Raw genomic sequence first — 15,274 nt, forward strand, 5'->3', positions numbered from 1 at the left:
TGAGTAGCGAGTAGTGAAGGATGTTGAGTTGGCGTTTGGTCAGAATGCTGACTATTCGCTACTCCCTATTCGCTACTCGCTTGCCTCTCACGCAGCTTGTTTCGCCCTGCCCTTCGACCCCTTCATCGTCTTCGATGCGGCGAGGATCGCCTTGACGATGTTGTGGTAGCCGGTGCAGCGGCAGATGTTGCCCTCGAGCTCGGCGCGCACCGTCGCCTCGTCGAGGCCTTCGGGGTGGCGGCTGATCATGTCGGTCGCCGTCATGATCATGCCCGGCGTGCAGAAGCCGCATTGCAGCCCGTGATGTTCCTTGAAGGCGGCCTGCACCGGATGCAGGTCGGCGCCATTGGCCAGGCCCTCGATCGTCACCACGGTCGAGCCGGAGGCCTGCACCGCAAGCATCGAGCAGGATTTGACCGCCTTGCCGTCGACATGGACGACGCAGGCACCGCATTGCGAGGTGTCGCAACCGACATGCGTTCCGGTAAGGCCGAGATTTTCCCGCAGGAAGTGAACCAGAAGCGTTCGATCCTCGGCAGCACCGCTGACCCGTTTTCCGTTCACCATCAACGAAACGTCCGACATGGTCCCTCCCTGGGTATCAACCTTGGTCATCACGCTGCCGACGCGGTGTTGGCGCGTCAGTCATGCGTTATTCGTACACCGCACAACGCACAAAAAACAGCACGTCGCAAACGCGGCACATTGTACTTTCGGTCATGGCCACGCCCAAACGTGCAGTCCCCATCGCCCCATTGCCAAAATGCCGATTGAAGGCAACAATGTTGGTCGACGCCCGCGCGCCAGAAGCATGTAAAAACAGCCGCGCACAAAAACGCGTCGGAGGAAATGCGGAGAACATCGCTGGCCAGTTCACGGACGCGCTATGCATGCGGCCTGTCGGCGCTCACCACGGACGAGCCCGACATGGAGGCGTTCGCCAGGGCGATCGCGCTGGAGGCAGCTGCGATCGACGCCGGCTTTGCCCTGCTGTTCTTTTCCCAGAGCCTGGTCGAGGCCAGCGCCCTTTCCCAGGCGCTCATGACCCATGCACCGGGGCTCGACCACGCCGGCTGCTCGACCGCCGGCGAGATCACGCCGCAAGGCCTCGAGGACGGTCATGTACTGGCCATGCTGCTTCCGTCCGCGGCCTTCACCACCGCCAGCGTGATGGTCGACAATTTGTCGTCGTCGGGCATGGACAGGATCACCAGTGAGGTCGAGGCCCTGCGGCGGTCGTTGCGCGTGCGCCTGGGTTGCGATCGCACCAAGGGAACGTTCGCGCTCTGCTTCATCGACGGGCTCTCCTATGCCGAGGAAGCGGTGAGTTCGGCCATCCATTGGGGGCTGGACGACATACCGCTGCTTGGCGGCTCGGCCGGCGACGACCTGAAGTTCGAGACGACGCGGCTGATCTCCAACGGCAAGGTCACGTCCGACAGCGCCATCATCGTGCTGATCGCCACTGAAATTCCCTTCCATGTCTTCAAGACCGACAATTTCGTTCCGACCGACGAAAAACTGGTGGTGACGGCGTCCGATCCCGATCACCGCATCGTGCGCGAGTTCAACGCCACCAATGCGGCGGAGGAATATGCCGCCTCCGTCGGCATCGTCGCGCAGACGCTGACGCCGTTGAGCTTTGCCTCGCATCCGGTGGTGGTGAAGGTGGGCGGCGAATATTATTGCCGGTCGATCCAGAAGATGCATCCCGACGGATCGCTGTCCTTCTTCTGCGCCATAGACGATGGCGTCGTGCTGTCGATCGCGCAACCCAAGGACATGGTCGAATCGACGCGCGCGGCACTGCGCGATGTCGAGGAGAGGCTCGGCGGCATCGACATGATCCTCGGCTTCGACTGCGTGCTGCGCCGGCTGGATGCGCGCAACCGACAGGTGTTCCGCGACATTTCCGAACTCTACCGGGTCAACAACGTCATCGGCTTCGGCACCTATGGCGAACAATACCGGTCGATGCATTTGAACCAGACGTTCACCGGCATCGCCTTTGGCGCGCGCCAGGCGGCGGAATAAGGCGCTAACCAAGATGCCGCTCAGGGACATAAACGATCTCGAAAAGCTGAAGAAGATCAACGCCGCCCTCGTCAGCCGCGTCGAGCGGTCGATGGACCAGCAAGGCAACGCCTTTTCGCTGTTCCAGACCGCGATTTCGCTGGAAAATCGAGTGCGTACGCGCACCGAGGAACTGCATTCCACGCTGCGTCGGCTGGAGCAGTCGAACATCGACCTCAGCGCCGCCAAGGAAAACGCCGAACTGGCGAACCTGTCGAAGACCCGCTTCCTCGCCGCCGCCAGCCACGACGTGCTGCAGCCGCTGAACGCCGCCCACCTCTCGGTTTCGGCGCTCGCCGAAGTGCAGACCAGCGACGAGGGCAAGAAACTGGTGCGGCAGGTCGAACGCTCGCTGGAGACGATGGAGGACCTGCTGCGCACCCTGCTCGACATCTCCAAGCTCGATGCCGGCGTGGTCCAGCCCGACATAGGCGACGTCAGCCTGGAGGCGCTGTTCTCCTCGCTGCGCTCGGATTTCCTGCCGGTGGCGCAACTGAAGGGGCTGTCGCTGAAATTCCGGCAGGTCAATGCGGTGGTCCGCTCCGACCGCACGCTGCTGCGCCGCATCCTGCAGAACATTCTTTCCAATGCGCTGGGCTATACACGCTCGGGCGGCGTGCTGGTCGGCACCAGGCATCGCGGCGACACCATCCGCATCGACGTCGCCGATACCGGCTGCGGCATTCCCGACGACCAGCGCGAGGCGGTGTTCGAGGAATTCCACCGCGGCACCTCGTCGGCCAATGCCGAACTGGACGTTGGCGGTCTCGGCCTCGGGCTCGCCATCGTGCGTCGTATGGCCAGCGCGCTCGGCCATCCCGTGACATTCTCGTCGAAGGTCGGCCGCGGCACGATCTTCCACATCGATGTTCCCGTCGGCATCGGCGCCCCGGCCGACGCCATCGCCAACAGCGCCGACATGGAACGGCCGCGCGGCTACGGCCTGTTCGGCACCAAGGTGCTGCTCATCGAAAACGATGTCGAGGTGCTGCAGGCGATGACCTTCCTGCTCGAGCGCTGGCAATGCCTGGTGCGGGCCGCGACCTCGACCGACGACGCCCTCGACATGCTTGGCGACACCGACTGGGTGCCCGACATCGTCATTGCCGACCAGCATCTCGACGACGGCGATCTCGGCACCGCCACCATCGCCGAGGTGCGCGACTATCTCGGCCGCGCCGTGCCGGCGCTGATCGTCACCGCCGACAGTTCCGAAGCCGTCGCCAAGGCCGCGCGCGCCGGCGGCATCGAACTGATGCGCAAACCCCTGAAGCCGGCGCAGCTAAGGGCGCTGCTGGCGCATTTGCTGGCTTAAGGGATTCAGGATTCCCATTGATTTAGTTCGTGATTCATTGCGGTTGAAAGGAACTGCGATGGGCAAGCCGCTACCGCTTGAGTTGTGTCGGCGTGTTGTTGCGTATGTCGATGAGGGACATGGTCACCGTGAATTACGGTGACAATGCACTAATTTCTAGCAGGTGCGCCAAGGAATTACGAATTACGGTGACAGTGCACTAATTTCTCGCTACATTCACGTATAGGTCCCGCGCCGAGGTCAACCACATGAATTACGGTGACAGTGCACTTTTTCTTGCCCGGCCGGTGTTGTGACGCTTAGATTGACCGCATGGCTCGCCTTGCCCGCATTGTCGTTCCCGGAATCCCGCACCACGTAACCCAGCGCGGCAACGGGCGCGCCAAGGTGTTTTTCACACCCGAAGACTATGCGCTTTATAAGAGCCTTCTGGTCGAGCATTGCCACGCCGCCGATGTCGGCATCTGGGCGTGGTGCCTGATGCCAAACCATGTGCATCTGATTCTGACGCCCGCCGATCCGGATGGCCTGCGGCGCGCGCTCGCCAAGGTGCACCGCGCCTATGCGGGGGCGATCCATGCCCGGCAGAAGAAAACCGGGCATTTCTGGCAAGGGCGTTTCGGCGCCGTTGCCATGGACGAGGATCATCTCCTCTCGGCAGTGCGTTATGTCGGGCTGAACCCTGTGCGCGCTGGGCTGGTCAAGCAGGCCACGGATTGGCCCTGGTCAAGCGCCCGGGCGCATCTGACGGATGAGCCCGACGGTGTCACGGAGCTGGGGCCGATGAGGGATCGGCTGCCATCGTCGACCGGGCTATTCGATCTCATCGAGATGGATGCCGCGGCTTTCGATGCTTTGCGCAAGGCCGAGAGCATCGGCCGGCCGGTGGGCGGCGAGGCCTTTCTGGACCGGATTGCCGGGCAAACCCGAAAAGCCGTCAAACCGAGGAAGCGAGGCAGGCGGCGAAAGGAAAATAGTGCACTGTCACCGTAATTCTCGTAATTCTGGACGGGTGTCGTAGAAACATATAAGCGGCAGTGACAATGGATAAAAAGGAACTACTCTCTCTATTTAACCAGAGGCTCTCCGAGCATGATTTCATTAAGAAGTCGACATCCTGGTGCCGTTATCTTAAAGAATCGACACAGGTTGTTGACCTGCAAAAATCAAATTATGGAAATAGCTACTACATCAATATCTGTTGCGTTCCTGGGGGATGCAAATTGATGGGATGCCGACTCCGAAGGGGCATAAATGCCCTATTAGGATCAGGCTTGATTCAGCTTTCCCGGGGCATAAGGATGAAATTACTAGTGCTATGGACCTTGAAAATCGTGAATTGGAGGATGTAAAAAGAGTAGCGGCTATTACAATTCTTATTGTCGAATTGATAGTTCCATATCTTGAAAATATAACGGATTTACGCCGTATAAAAGAATCGATTGAATCAGGCTTTCTTGATCGCGGTATGGTGTATGTGAGTGCAAAGAAGTTCTTGGGAGTTAGCGTCTAGAGACTCTCATCTTCGTCGAAGGAATTACGGAAGGAATTACGGTGACAGTGCACTTTTACCGTGCTCGCCCGACCATCGCTGTGGGCAAATTCAAAACCCCGCCTGATCGCGAAACAGCTCCGCATTGTCCAGCTTCGAAACCTCGATCACCGCTTGCGTCCGGCTGTAGACATTGAGCTTGCGCAAAATCTCCGAGACATGCGCCTTGACCGTCGTCTCTCCCACCTGCAGCTCGTAGGCGATCTGCTTGTTGAGCAGGCCCTGGCGCAGCATCTGCAGCACGCGCAACTGCTGGGGCGTCAGCGTCGACAGGCGTTGCACCATGTCGGCGCGGTCGACGCTTTCGGCGTCGGGCGTGCGGCCTTCGTAGGTTTCCGGCACATAGATCGCGCCTTCCATCACCGAGCGTATGGCGGCGGCGAGGTCGCTCTTGCGCGCCGATTTCGGAATGAAGCCGGCAGCACCATAGGACAGCGCCTCGGAAATGATCTTCGGCTCCTCATAGCCCGAGACTATCACCACCGGCAGGCGCGGATAGCGGGTCCTGAGCTGCAGCAGGCCGTCGAAACCGTGCACGTCGGGCATGTTGAGGTCGAGCAGCGCAAGATCGAACGGCTTGGCGCCGGCCAGCAGATCCAGCGCTTCGGTGATCGAGCGCGCCTCCACCGTGTCGACTTCCGGATAGGCCATCTGCACCGCGCTGTGCAGCGCCTCGCGAAACAGCGGGTGGTCGTCGATGATCAGGAACCGGGCGCGATCGTGGGTTGCGGTCATGGGGTTCGTTTCAGTTCATGGGCGATTAGAATAACCCCGCCACCATGGCCAGATTATTGCCAAATAGTATATCGCCATCTCCGGTGGAAAGTGCCGCCGGCACTTTCTCGACCAAATCGCCTTGCCGGAACGCCCAAATCGGTCGAATGTTCCGGCAACCAGGCAGAGACCCTCCATGACAGACTTCGTCCTCCCCTCGCCCGCAATCGCATCGGTGGCCGTTGCGGGCTCGTCCGAGCGTTTCGCGGTGCGCCGCATCTTCTGCGTCGGCCGCAACTACGCCGCGCATGCCCGCGAGCTCGGCAATGACGAACGCGATCCGCCCTTCTTCTTCACCAAGCCGGCCGATGCGGTGGTCGATTCCGGCACGGCGATTCCCTACCCGCCGCTGACGGCCAATCTGCACCACGAAATCGAACTGGTTGCAGCGATCGGCAGGCCGGGCTTCCGCATTCCCCGCGAACGGGCGCTGGATCATATCTGGGGCTATGGCGTCGGCATCGATCTCACCCGCCGCGATCTGCAGGATGAGGCCAAGAAAGCCGCCCGTCCGTGGGACTGGTCGAAGGCCTTCGACCGCTCCGCCCCCTGCGGCCCGCTGACGTCAGCACAAAAATCCGGCCACCCGCAAAAAGGCCGCATCTGGCTCGCCGTCAACGGCCAGGTCAGGCAGGACGCCGACCTCGCCGAGCTGATCTGGCCGATCGCAGATATCGTGTCGATCTGCAGCGAGGCGGTGGAACTGGCGCCCGGCGACCTGATCTTCACCGGCACGCCGGCCGGTGTCGGCGCGGTTCGTGCCGGCGACACGATGACGGGCGGCGTCGACGGCATCGGCACGATCGAGGTGACCATTGGCCAACCGAAGTGAGCGCATGAGCGAACTCGTCCTGCACAACTACTATCGCTCCTCCACCTCCTACCGGGTGCGGATCGCGCTGGAGATGAAGGGGCTGAGCTACGACTACGTCCCGCATCATTTGCGCCATGGCGAGCATCTGGAACCAGCCTATCTCGCGGTCAATCCGCAAGGGCTGGTGCCAGCGCTGGTGCTCGGCGACGGCACGCTGCTGACGCAATCGCTGGCGATCATCGAATTCCTCGACGAGACCTGCCCGGAACCACCGCTGCTGCCGAGGGATGCGGCCGGTCGGGCACGGGTCAGAATGCTGGCGCAGATGATCGCCTGCGACATCCACCCGGTGAACAATCTGCGCGTGCTGACCTCGCTGCGCACTCTGTTCGGCGCCGACGACGAGGACGTCGTCAACTGGTTCCGTCACTGGGTGAACGAAGGTTTCCAGCCGCTTGAAAAGATCCTGGCTTCGTCGGCGGAGACCGGAACATTCTGCCATGGCGACGCTCCGGGGCTGGCCGACATCTGCCTGGTAGCGCAAGTCACCAGCAACGCCCGCTTCGGTGTCGACCTGACGCCATACCCGACGATCGCGCGCATAAACGCCGCCTGCATGGCGCTGCCGGCCTTCTGGAAGGCGGCGCCTGAGAATCAGATCGATGCCGAATAGGGAAGACTGCGATCCAGAAGAAGCGAAAGCGCTTGCCGACATCGAGGCTTACGGCTGCCATATCTTGTACGTGCTGGAGGAAGACGAACTGGCGCCCTTCGCCTATTCCGTCGGCATCGAGCACAACTTCAAAGCCCCCGAAATCATCGTGATCGGCCTGAAACAGGAAATCTCCCAGTTCATCATCAACGAATATTGCAGCCGCGTCCGCTCGGGCGAAGTTTTCGAACCGGGCCAGCGATCGACAGGGTTCATTGAAGGGTTCGAATGTCAATTCGGTGCCGTGCACATCGAGCACTACCGCGAGCATTGCGGCTGGGATATGTGGTTCTATGACGGGTTGGATTTTCGCGTCTTGCAGCTGATCTATCCCACGGTCGACGGTATCTGGCCCTGGGATGCTGAGGCAAGCGACTGGTTCCGGGCATGGCAGCCGCTGCTCGACACGCCTCCTGCGCCCCCTGCCTGAATTGCGGCATCAATTTCGGGCTCGCCGCGCCAAGGAATCGGCTATCCTCGCACTTCGATGCGCGTGGTCCGTGAACCTATTTGGAGTTATCGATGAAAGCCGTCGTCTTCGAGAAATTCGGCGAAGCGCCGACGATCCAGACCGTTCCCGATCCGAAGCCGGCCGCCGATGGCGTCGTCATCAAGGTCGAGGCAACCGGGCTGTGCCGCAGCGACTGGCATGGCTGGATGGGTCATGACGACGGCATCACGCTGCCGCATGTGCCGGGCCACGAACTGGCCGGCATCGTCGTCGCCGCCGGCAAGCAGGTCACCCGCTGGAAAGCCGGCGAGCGCGTCACCGTGCCGTTCGCCGTCGGCTGCGGGCGTTGCTTCGAATGCAATTCGGGCAATCACCAAGTCTGCGAGCACCAGACGCAGCCTGGCTTCACCGGCTGGGGCTCGTTCGCCGAATATGTCGCCATCGAGCACGCCGACACCAATCTCGTGCGCTTGCCCGACGAGATGGAATTCGCCACCGCCGCCAGCCTCGGCTGCCGCTTCGTCACCTCGTTTCGCGCCATTGTCGATCAGGGCCGGGTGACGCCGGGCGAATGGGTGGCGGTACATGGCTGCGGCGGCGTCGGCCTGTCGGCGATCATGATCGCCAGTGCCATGGGCGCCAATGTGATTGCCATCGACCTCACCGACGAGAAACTGGATTTCGCCAAAAAAATCGGCGCCGTCGCCACCATCAATGCGTCCAAGACGCCGAATGTGGTCAAGGCGGTCAAGCAGATCACCAATGGCGGCGCGCATATGTCGATGGACGCGCTCGGCCACCCCACCACCTCGTTCAACTCGATTGCGAACTTGCGCCGGCGCGGCCGCCATGTGCAGGTCGGCCTGATGCTGGGCGAGCATGCCCGCCCGCAAGTGCCGATGGACAAGGTGATCGCCTTCGAGCTCGAAATCCTCGGCAGCCACGGCATGCAGGCCTACCGCTACCAGGCGATGATGGACATGATCCGCAACGGCAAGCTCAAGCCCGAATTGCTGGTCGGCAAGAGGATCAGCCTCGACGAGGCGCCCGCGGCCCTGATGGCGATGGGCGGTTTCGAGGGCATCGGCATCGGCGTGGTGACGAAGTTCTAGGCGAGGACAGCACCGTCATCAGGCGATCGCGCGTCGTGGCAATTCCTGCTTCGCGAATCGCTTGGCGCCTACGACGCAAAGCACCACGCCAAGCGTGACGACAACCATCAGCGGGCTGACCTGCTCGTGCAGCAGCGTCGCTGCCAGTGCCAGCCCGAAAAATGGCTGCAGCAGCTGCAACTGCCCGACCGCGGCGATGCCGCCTTGCGCCAGCCCGCGATACCAGAACACGAAGCCGATCAGCATGCTGAACAGCGAGACATAGGCAAGCCCGATCCACGCACTGACGCCGACGCCGTCGAACGACGGCGGCATGGTCATCAGCGTCAGCACCAGCATGATCGGCAGCGACAGCACCAGCGCCCAGCAAATCACCTGCCAGCCGCCGAGTTTGCGCGACAGCGCAGCACCCTCGGCATAGCCCAGGCCGCAGGCGATGATGGCAGCCAGCATCAGACCGTCGCCCACCGGCGAGGCCGTCACGCCCTGCGTCAGGGCAAAGCCCGCGACGAGCCCACTGCCCACGCACGAAAACAGCCAGAACGCCGGGCGCGGACGGTCGCCGCCGCGCAGCACGCCGAAGATCGCGGTCGCCAGCGGCAGCAGTCCGACGAAGATGATGGAATGGGCCGTGGTGAGGTGCTTCAGCGCCAGAGCGGTCAGCAAGGGAAAGCCGACCACCACGCCCAGCGCGACGATCACCAGCGACAGCAGATCGCCGCGCTCCGGACGTTTCTGCCGGAACACGAGCAGCAGCGCCAGACCAAGCAGTCCGGCGATCGCCGCTCGGGCCGACGTCAGGAATGTCGGATCGAAATCCTTCACCGCCACGCGCGTCGCCGGCAGCGAGCCGCTGAAGATCAACACGCCGATGAATCCGTTCATCCAGCCACTCGCGATCTTGTCCATCATATGCTCCGTTTGTCGGCTCTGTATCGAGCGGAGCCGGTGGCATTGCCAGAGACAATGCGGTACAGTTGTACGAAACTGTCATGGGCAATAGAGCAGTACGGATGGACAAGCAGACCATAGGAAGCGAGAGCAGCGGAACGCTCGTCGAAAGCGTCATGACGACGATCCGCCAGCGGATCGCGGCGCGCAGCCTGACGCCGGGCGCACGACTGCCGTCGATCCGCGCCTTCGCCAAATCCATGCAGGTGTCCAAATCCACCGTGGTCGAAGCCTATGAGCGGCTCGCCGCCGAAGGTGCGATCCGCTCGCGGCCGGGCTCGGGTTTCTATGCCGCCGGCTCGCTTGCGCCGCTGTCGCTGGCCGAAATCGGTCCCCGCCTCGACCGCGCCGTCGATCCGCTCTGGATCTCGCGGCAGTCGCTGGAAGCGGGCGACGACATGCTGAAACCCGGCTGCGGCTGGCTGCCGGCCTCATGGATGCCCCAGGCAGGTTTGCGCCGGGCACTGCGCACGGTGGCGCGTGCCGACGATATCGCACTGGCCGACTACGGCACGCCGCTCGGCCTGCCGCCGCTGCGGCAATTGCTGGCGCGGCGCATGGCTGGCTATGGCATCGAAGCCTCGCCCGAGCAGATCATGCTGACGGAATCGGGCACGCAGGCCATCGACCTGTTGTGCCGGTTCCTCATCGAACCCGGCGACACGGTGCTGGTCGACGACCCCTGCTATTTCAATTTTCACGCTCTGCTGCGCGCCCACCGGGCCAAGGTCGTCAGCGTCCCCTATACGCCCTCGGGGCCGGATATCGAATTGTTCGCGCAGGCGTTGGCCGAGCACCGGCCGCGCCTCTACATCACCAACTCCGCCATCCACAACCCGACCGGAGCGGTGCTGTCGCCGGTCACCGCGCACCGGCTGCTCAAGCTCGCCGACCAGTCGGATCTGACCATCGTCGAGGATGATATCTTTGCCGATTTCGAACATGCGCCGGCCCCGAGGCTGGCGGCGTTCGATGGCCTGAGCCGCGTCGTCCACATCGGCAGCTTCTCCAAGACGCTGTCGGCTTCGGTTCGCTGCGGCTTCATCGCAGCCCCCCGCGACTGGATCGAGCCGCTGACCGACCTCAAGATCGCCACCACCTTCGGCGGCGGCCGGCTAGCGGCCGAACTGGTGCTGACCCTGCTGAAGGACGGCAGCTACCGCAAGCATATGGAGTTGCTGCGCGCGAAGCTTGCGCGCGCCATGGGCGAGACGAGCGCCCGCCTGAAGGCGATCGGAATCACGCCCTGGATCGACCAGCCGGCCGGCCTGTTCCTGTGGTGCAGCCTGCCGGATGGCGTGGATGCGGCCGAAGTGGCCCGCCGCGCTCTGGCCGACAACATCGTGCTGGCGCCCGGCAACGCATTCAGCCTGTCTGGAACAGCGAGCCGCTTCCTGCGCTTCAACGTGGCCCAGTGCGCGGACGAGCGGATTTTCAGGGTGCTCGAGGCGGCGATGGTGCGTTGACACGCATCAAGCCGATCCTGTTGCCTGGGCAACCTCCGGCTGCTAGGGGACGGATCTGCGCGTTCGAGAGAATATCCGCGCGATCCGGGATAGCAACTATGGGAACCAGCAAGTCAGCAGACAAGTAGGCCGCAACAGCACTTCGTTGTTGCGGCGGCCCGTCATTTCCCATCTTCAGTGAGAACGGCAGATCGCCGCCAAATGTACCCATTTGAGCGGATGTTCAATCATGCCTTGTCCAAAAAACCCGACATGGACCACTTCCCTGCCAGCAGCCATGGTGCTGATGGCGCCCTTCGACATCCTGGCCTCGCTGGCCATGGATATCTACCTCCCGATCGTCCCGGCGATGCCGGGAATCCTCAAGACATCGCCTGATGTCATCCAGCTGACGCTGAGCCTCTACATGATCTGCCTTGGCCTCGGCCAGGTGGTCTTCGGCCCGATTTCCGACAGGATCGGCAGACGTCCTGTGCTGATCGGCGGCGCGCTTTTGTTTGCAGGCGCATCCGTCCTGCTCGCCTGCACCTCGCTGGCCATGGTGTTCGTCGCCTTGCGAGTCATGCAGGCCATCGGTGCATCCGCCGTTCTCGTTGCAACCTTTGCAACGGTTCGCGACGTCTATGCGCAGAGGCCCGAAAGTGCCGTCATCTACGGCCTGTTCAGTTCGATGCTGGCCTTCGTGCCGGCGTTGGGGCCGATTGCCGGTGCATTGATCGCCGACAATCTCGGCTGGCGCGCGATCTTCCTGACGCTCGGCGGTCTGGCGATAGCCGCCACCCTCAATGCATGGCCGAGATGGCATGAAACACGACCGTTGAATGGCGATATCAGGCCAATGGCGTTTCGTCCCATTCTCTCCAGCTTCGCCTTCTGGGCGTATACGCTCGGCTTCAGTGCCGCCATGGGCGCCTTCTTCGTGTTCTTTTCGACGGCGCCGCGGGTGCTCATGGATCGCGCCGGCTTTTCACAGCTCGGTTTCAGCCTGGCCTTCGCCACCGCGGCGCTGCTGATGATCGTGACCACCCGCTTCGCCAAAAAGTTCATTGCACGTTGGGGCATCGCGGGCAGTGCTATCAGAGGCATGGCGATGTTGCTGCTCGGCGCGGCTCTGCTGGCGGCCGGACAACTGTTCGCTGCACCGTCTTTTGCGACATTCGTCCTGCCGATGTGGGTCATCGCCGTGGGCATCGTCTTCACTGTTTCGGTCACCGCGAACGGCGCACTCGGGGCCTTCGGCGATGTCGCGGGAACCGCCGTCGCGCTCTACTTCTGCATCCAGAGCCTTGTCGTCGGCATCCTCGGCACGCTGTTCGTCATCCTGCTTGATGGAAACACGGCATGGCCATTGGTGGGCTACTGTTCGGTCATGGCGACGCTCACACTAAGCGCGATGAGATATTTGCGGAAACGCCAAACCGAATAAACGGGACGGATGAGAAGCCTGGGCCGTTGGCGCAGGCTTCTCGTCACTGTCAGCGAGACGTCGTACAGACCTCTCGCACGCAGTCACGCAACCAGCGTTGCGCCGGATCGGCATCGAGGCGTGGGTGCCAGAGCATGGAGATGGTGACCTCCGCTGTGACGACCGGCAGGGGAAAACTGTGCATGCCGGCGCGCGCGCCCTCGGTGTGCCGCTCCGGAACGCTGGCGATCAGGTCGGACGTGCGGGCCATGGCAAGGGCTGCCGAGAAACCGGAAACCATGCACACGACTGTCCGCTGTAGCCCGAGCAGGTTCAAAGCCTCGTCGATCGGCCCTTTCTCGCGGCCACGCCGTGAAACGCTGATGTGCCGGCCTGCCGCATAGCGCTCTGGCGTCACCGCGCCCTCACTCAGGGGATGGCCCGTCCGCACGGCGCCGATGAAGCGGTCGCGAAGCAATGCCTGGATGCGCACCTCCGGTCCGGTCTCGCCGGCGACGCCTATGTCCAGGTCGATCGCCGCGTCGCGCAGCGACATGACGTCCTTGTCGGACTTCGGTGCAAAGCGCAGCCGCACGCCGGGCGCATCGGCCTGGATACGGGCGACGAGACGAGGCGCGAATTCTTCGACGAAACTCTCATTGGTGCGCAGCGTGAACACCCTGTCCAGGCTCCGGAGATCAAGCAGGGTGGCAGGACGCAGCAGCGCCTCCGCGTCCTGGACGACACGGCCAGCCTGCTGTCGCAGTTCTTCCGCACGCGGCGTCGCCACTAGGCCGCGACCGGCGCGAACCAGCAGCGGGTCGCCCGTCGCCTCGCGCAGCCGCGCCAGCGTCCGGCTCATCGCCGAGGGGCTGAGGCGCAGACGGCTGGCGGCGCGCGCCACGCTGCCTTCGGCCAGCAGGATATCGAGAGCAAAGAGCAGATTGAGATCGGGCGATGTCATCGATGGATCATGGCATGGTATGGCGTAAAACGCACGAACAAGATGCAAATGCTGCGCCTTCCGCCACATCGGCCAAGGGACTAGATCTCCAGCAGTTCCGGTTATGGGGCTGATGGAAGGAGATCGCCGTGGCAATTGCCGAGCAAAATCTGGACGGGCGCGCATCGACGCCGCCACGGATGCAATCCGCCCGCTGGGCGCTGGCAAGCCTTTCGCTCGCCACGCTGCTGTCGTCGCTGGGAACCAGCATTGCCAGCGTCGGACTGCCGTCGCTGATGCAGAATTTCGGCGCGTCGTTCCAGTCCGTGCAATGGGTTGTTCTGGCCTATCTGCTGGCCATCACCACACTGATCGTCAGCGCCGGACGGCTGGCCGACATGTTCGGGCGCAGGCCCTTGCTGCTTGGCGGTATCGCGCTGTTCACATCGGCATCGGTGCTCTGCGGCCTGGCGCCGACGCTGTGGCTGCTGATCGCCGCGCGGGCGGTGCAGGGACTTGGGGCGGCGCTGATGATGGCGCTGACGCTGGCCTTTGTCGCCGAAACCGTGACCAAAGACAGAATTGGCAGCGCCATGGGCCTGCTCGGCGCCATGTCCGCGATCGGCACGACACTTGGCCCCTCGCTTGGCGGCCTTTTGATCGCAGGCTTGGGCTGGCGCGCGATCTTCCTCGTCAATGTCCCGCTGGGCGTACTGACCTTAGCTCTCGCCTGGCGTGCCCTGCCGGCACGCAATAAAACCGCGCAGGTCGACCAAGGCACGTTCGATGTCATGGGCACCGCCCTGCTGGCCCTGACGCTGGCCGCCTATGCGCTGGCCATGACGCTTGGCAGAGGCAATTTCGGCGCACTCAACATCAGCCTGCTGATAGCTGCCGGCATCGGCGTGTTTCTCTTCGCCGCCGCGCAGGCGAGAGTGAAAAACCCCTTGATCCAGCTTGCCAACTTCCGCGATCTTCAGCTGAGCGCCAGCCTCGCCATGAGCATCATCGTCGCCACGGTGATGATGGCGACCCTTGTGGTTGCCCCATTCTACCTGTCACGCGGGCTTGGGCTCGATGCCGCAATGGTCGGCCTCGTGCTGTCGACCGGGCCGCTTGTCTCGACCCTGTCGGCGCTGGTGGCTGGACGCCTGACCGACCGCTTCGGCGCCCACAGGATGATGGTCGCTGGCCTGCTCAGCCTCACGACAGGCACGTTCCTCCTGTCGCTCGCCATGACCAAACTCGGCATTGCCGGCTATGTCGTTCCGATCACCGTCACCTGCATCGGCTACGCGCTGTTCCAGACGTCGAACAATGCAGCCGTCATGACCGGTATCGGCGCCAGCCAGCGCGGCGTCGTTTCCGGCCTGCTCAATCTTTCACGCAACCTCGGCCTCATCACCGGCGCATCATTGATGGGCGCCATATTCGCCGTCGCATCGGCCGAAGGGCACCAAGGCGTTGGTCAGGAGTTTCTGAGTTCCGAGGCCGCCGCCCGGGGAATGCAAGTCACATTTCAGACGGCGACAGTGCTGGCGCTGGTCGCGCTGTTCCTCGCACTGCTCTCGGCCCGCGCCGAGTTCAGGCGGCAGAGACTGGTCGAGCTGTTATAAAACCCCTGACATTGCGAATGCTGGCGGGACTTGCCATTGTGGCGGCAGGTGGGGAGTTCGGACTAGGAATGCTGCTCGCTTGCGCAAAAA

At 62.9% G+C, this 15,274-nt stretch carries 16 protein-coding genes; 12 read left to right on the forward strand and 4 right to left on the reverse strand.

The genetic code is table 11. The annotated features are described in order from the left end of the window. Positions 1-87 precede the first annotated feature (87 nt). On the reverse strand, positions 88-585 hold the full coding sequence (locus tag ACFOJ9_RS18545) for a (2Fe-2S)-binding protein (protein WP_378980338.1): 498 nt from the start codon (positions 583-585) through the stop codon (positions 88-90). A gap of 264 nt (positions 586-849) precedes the next feature. Between ACFOJ9_RS18545 and ACFOJ9_RS18550 the strand changes: the two genes are divergently transcribed. The 5 genes from ACFOJ9_RS18550 (at position 850) to ACFOJ9_RS18570 (ending at position 4,901) form a co-directional block, all read left to right on the forward strand. Next, entirely contained in the window at positions 850-2,034 is a 1,185-nt protein-coding gene (locus ACFOJ9_RS18550; protein ID WP_378980339.1) for an FIST N-terminal domain-containing protein, read from the forward strand. A 13-nt stretch (positions 2,035-2,047) separates the two neighbouring features. Beyond that, on the forward strand, positions 2,048-3,388 hold the full coding sequence (locus ACFOJ9_RS18555) for a hybrid sensor histidine kinase/response regulator (protein ID WP_378980340.1): 1,341 nt from the start codon (positions 2,048-2,050) through the stop codon (positions 3,386-3,388). Positions 3,389-3,700: 312 nt separating this feature from the next. Next, positions 3,701-4,381 carry a transposase gene (locus tag ACFOJ9_RS18560; RefSeq protein ID WP_378980341.1) on the forward strand — a complete coding sequence of 227 codons (681 nt, stop codon included), beginning with the start codon at positions 3,701-3,703 and terminating at the stop codon, positions 4,379-4,381. A 50-nt stretch (positions 4,382-4,431) separates the two neighbouring features. Continuing rightward, on the forward strand, positions 4,432-4,740 hold the full coding sequence (locus ACFOJ9_RS18565; protein WP_378980342.1) for a DUF4304 domain-containing protein: 309 nt from the start codon (positions 4,432-4,434) through the stop codon (positions 4,738-4,740). Further along, positions 4,707-4,901, forward strand: coding sequence for a hypothetical protein (locus ACFOJ9_RS18570; protein WP_378988350.1), 195 nt, complete (start codon positions 4,707-4,709; stop codon positions 4,899-4,901). Before ACFOJ9_RS18565 ends, ACFOJ9_RS18570 begins: the two co-directional genes overlap by 34 nt. 90 nt (positions 4,902-4,991) lie before the next feature. Here ACFOJ9_RS18570 and ACFOJ9_RS18575 read toward each other — a convergent pair whose 3' ends face one another. Further along, positions 4,992-5,675: a response regulator gene (locus ACFOJ9_RS18575; protein WP_378980343.1), complete on the reverse strand. Its 684-nt coding sequence runs from the start codon at positions 5,673-5,675 to the stop codon at positions 4,992-4,994. Positions 5,676-5,850: 175 nt separating this feature from the next. On the opposite strand from ACFOJ9_RS18575, the gene ACFOJ9_RS18580 reads away from it, so the two are divergent. From ACFOJ9_RS18580 to ACFOJ9_RS18595, 4 genes are all read left to right on the forward strand, one after another. Beyond that, positions 5,851-6,546 carry a fumarylacetoacetate hydrolase family protein gene (locus ACFOJ9_RS18580; protein WP_378980344.1) on the forward strand — a complete coding sequence of 232 codons (696 nt, stop codon included), beginning with the start codon at positions 5,851-5,853 and terminating at the stop codon, positions 6,544-6,546. A 4-nt stretch (positions 6,547-6,550) separates the two neighbouring features. Further along, the gene (maiA, locus tag ACFOJ9_RS18585) at positions 6,551-7,201 is read left to right on the forward strand and encodes a maleylacetoacetate isomerase (protein WP_378980345.1); all 651 of its coding nucleotides are present in this window, start codon (positions 6,551-6,553) and stop codon (positions 7,199-7,201) included. After that, positions 7,191-7,670: a DUF4262 domain-containing protein gene (locus ACFOJ9_RS18590; protein WP_378980346.1), complete on the forward strand. Its 480-nt coding sequence runs from the start codon at positions 7,191-7,193 to the stop codon at positions 7,668-7,670. The genes maiA and ACFOJ9_RS18590 overlap by 11 nt, the downstream gene beginning before the upstream one ends. Positions 7,671-7,762: 92 nt before the next feature. After that, positions 7,763-8,803 carry a zinc-dependent alcohol dehydrogenase family protein gene (locus ACFOJ9_RS18595; RefSeq protein ID WP_378980347.1) on the forward strand — a complete coding sequence of 347 codons (1,041 nt, stop codon included), beginning with the start codon at positions 7,763-7,765 and terminating at the stop codon, positions 8,801-8,803. Positions 8,804-8,821: 18 nt separating this feature from the next. Here ACFOJ9_RS18595 and ACFOJ9_RS18600 read toward each other — a convergent pair whose 3' ends face one another. Further along, positions 8,822-9,712 (reverse strand): DMT family transporter, encoded by an 891-nt coding sequence (locus ACFOJ9_RS18600; protein ID WP_378980348.1) that lies wholly within the window; start codon positions 9,710-9,712, stop codon positions 8,822-8,824. Between the two features lie 104 nt (positions 9,713-9,816). On the opposite strand from ACFOJ9_RS18600, the gene ACFOJ9_RS18605 reads away from it, so the two are divergent. Next, positions 9,817-11,220 (forward strand): aminotransferase-like domain-containing protein, encoded by a 1,404-nt coding sequence (locus ACFOJ9_RS18605; protein ID WP_378987878.1) that lies wholly within the window; start codon positions 9,817-9,819, stop codon positions 11,218-11,220. 229 nt (positions 11,221-11,449) lie between these two features. Continuing rightward, a complete protein-coding gene (gene cml, locus ACFOJ9_RS18610) occupies positions 11,450-12,646 on the forward strand; it encodes a CmlA/FloR family chloramphenicol efflux MFS transporter (RefSeq protein ID WP_378980349.1) in 1,197 nt (398 codons plus the stop codon). A gap of 49 nt (positions 12,647-12,695) precedes the next feature. Here cml and ACFOJ9_RS18615 read toward each other — a convergent pair whose 3' ends face one another. Further along, the gene (locus ACFOJ9_RS18615) at positions 12,696-13,589 is read right to left on the reverse strand and encodes a LysR family transcriptional regulator (RefSeq protein WP_378980350.1); all 894 of its coding nucleotides are present in this window, start codon (positions 13,587-13,589) and stop codon (positions 12,696-12,698) included. Positions 13,590-13,717: 128 nt separating this feature from the next. On the opposite strand from ACFOJ9_RS18615, the gene ACFOJ9_RS18620 reads away from it, so the two are divergent. Continuing rightward, the gene (locus ACFOJ9_RS18620; protein WP_378980351.1) at positions 13,718-15,184 is read left to right on the forward strand and encodes an MFS transporter; all 1,467 of its coding nucleotides are present in this window, start codon (positions 13,718-13,720) and stop codon (positions 15,182-15,184) included. The last annotated feature ends 90 nt before the right edge of the window (positions 15,185-15,274 follow it).

The sequence above is a fragment of the Mesorhizobium cantuariense genome (assembly GCF_042647205.1).
Classification (GTDB): Bacteria; Pseudomonadota; Alphaproteobacteria; order Rhizobiales; family Rhizobiaceae; genus Mesorhizobium; species Mesorhizobium cantuariense.

Bases quoted from the DNA above. Each gene is read 5' to 3' on its own strand.
- ACFOJ9_RS18545 (WP_378980338.1), bottom strand. From the start codon at position 585: ATGTCGGACGTTTCGTTGATGGTGAACGGAAAACGGGTCAGCGGTGCT.
- ACFOJ9_RS18550 (WP_378980339.1), top strand. From the start codon at position 850: ATGCGGAGAACATCGCTGGCCAGTTCACGGACGCGCTATGCATGCGGC.
- ACFOJ9_RS18555 (WP_378980340.1), top strand. From the start codon at position 2,048: ATGCCGCTCAGGGACATAAACGATCTCGAAAAGCTGAAGAAGATCAAC.
- ACFOJ9_RS18560 (WP_378980341.1), top strand. From the start codon at position 3,701: ATGGCTCGCCTTGCCCGCATTGTCGTTCCCGGAATCCCGCACCACGTA.
- ACFOJ9_RS18565 (WP_378980342.1), top strand. From the start codon at position 4,432: ATGGATAAAAAGGAACTACTCTCTCTATTTAACCAGAGGCTCTCCGAG.
- ACFOJ9_RS18570 (WP_378988350.1), top strand. From the start codon at position 4,707: ATGGACCTTGAAAATCGTGAATTGGAGGATGTAAAAAGAGTAGCGGCT.
- ACFOJ9_RS18575 (WP_378980343.1), bottom strand. From the start codon at position 5,675: ATGACCGCAACCCACGATCGCGCCCGGTTCCTGATCATCGACGACCAC.
- ACFOJ9_RS18580 (WP_378980344.1), top strand. From the start codon at position 5,851: ATGACAGACTTCGTCCTCCCCTCGCCCGCAATCGCATCGGTGGCCGTT.
- maiA (WP_378980345.1), top strand. From the start codon at position 6,551: ATGAGCGAACTCGTCCTGCACAACTACTATCGCTCCTCCACCTCCTAC.
- ACFOJ9_RS18590 (WP_378980346.1), top strand. From the start codon at position 7,191: ATGCCGAATAGGGAAGACTGCGATCCAGAAGAAGCGAAAGCGCTTGCC.
- ACFOJ9_RS18595 (WP_378980347.1), top strand. From the start codon at position 7,763: ATGAAAGCCGTCGTCTTCGAGAAATTCGGCGAAGCGCCGACGATCCAG.
- ACFOJ9_RS18600 (WP_378980348.1), bottom strand. From the start codon at position 9,712: ATGGACAAGATCGCGAGTGGCTGGATGAACGGATTCATCGGCGTGTTG.
- ACFOJ9_RS18605 (WP_378987878.1), top strand. From the start codon at position 9,817: ATGGACAAGCAGACCATAGGAAGCGAGAGCAGCGGAACGCTCGTCGAA.
- cml (WP_378980349.1), top strand. From the start codon at position 11,450: ATGCCTTGTCCAAAAAACCCGACATGGACCACTTCCCTGCCAGCAGCC.
- ACFOJ9_RS18615 (WP_378980350.1), bottom strand. From the start codon at position 13,589: ATGACATCGCCCGATCTCAATCTGCTCTTTGCTCTCGATATCCTGCTG.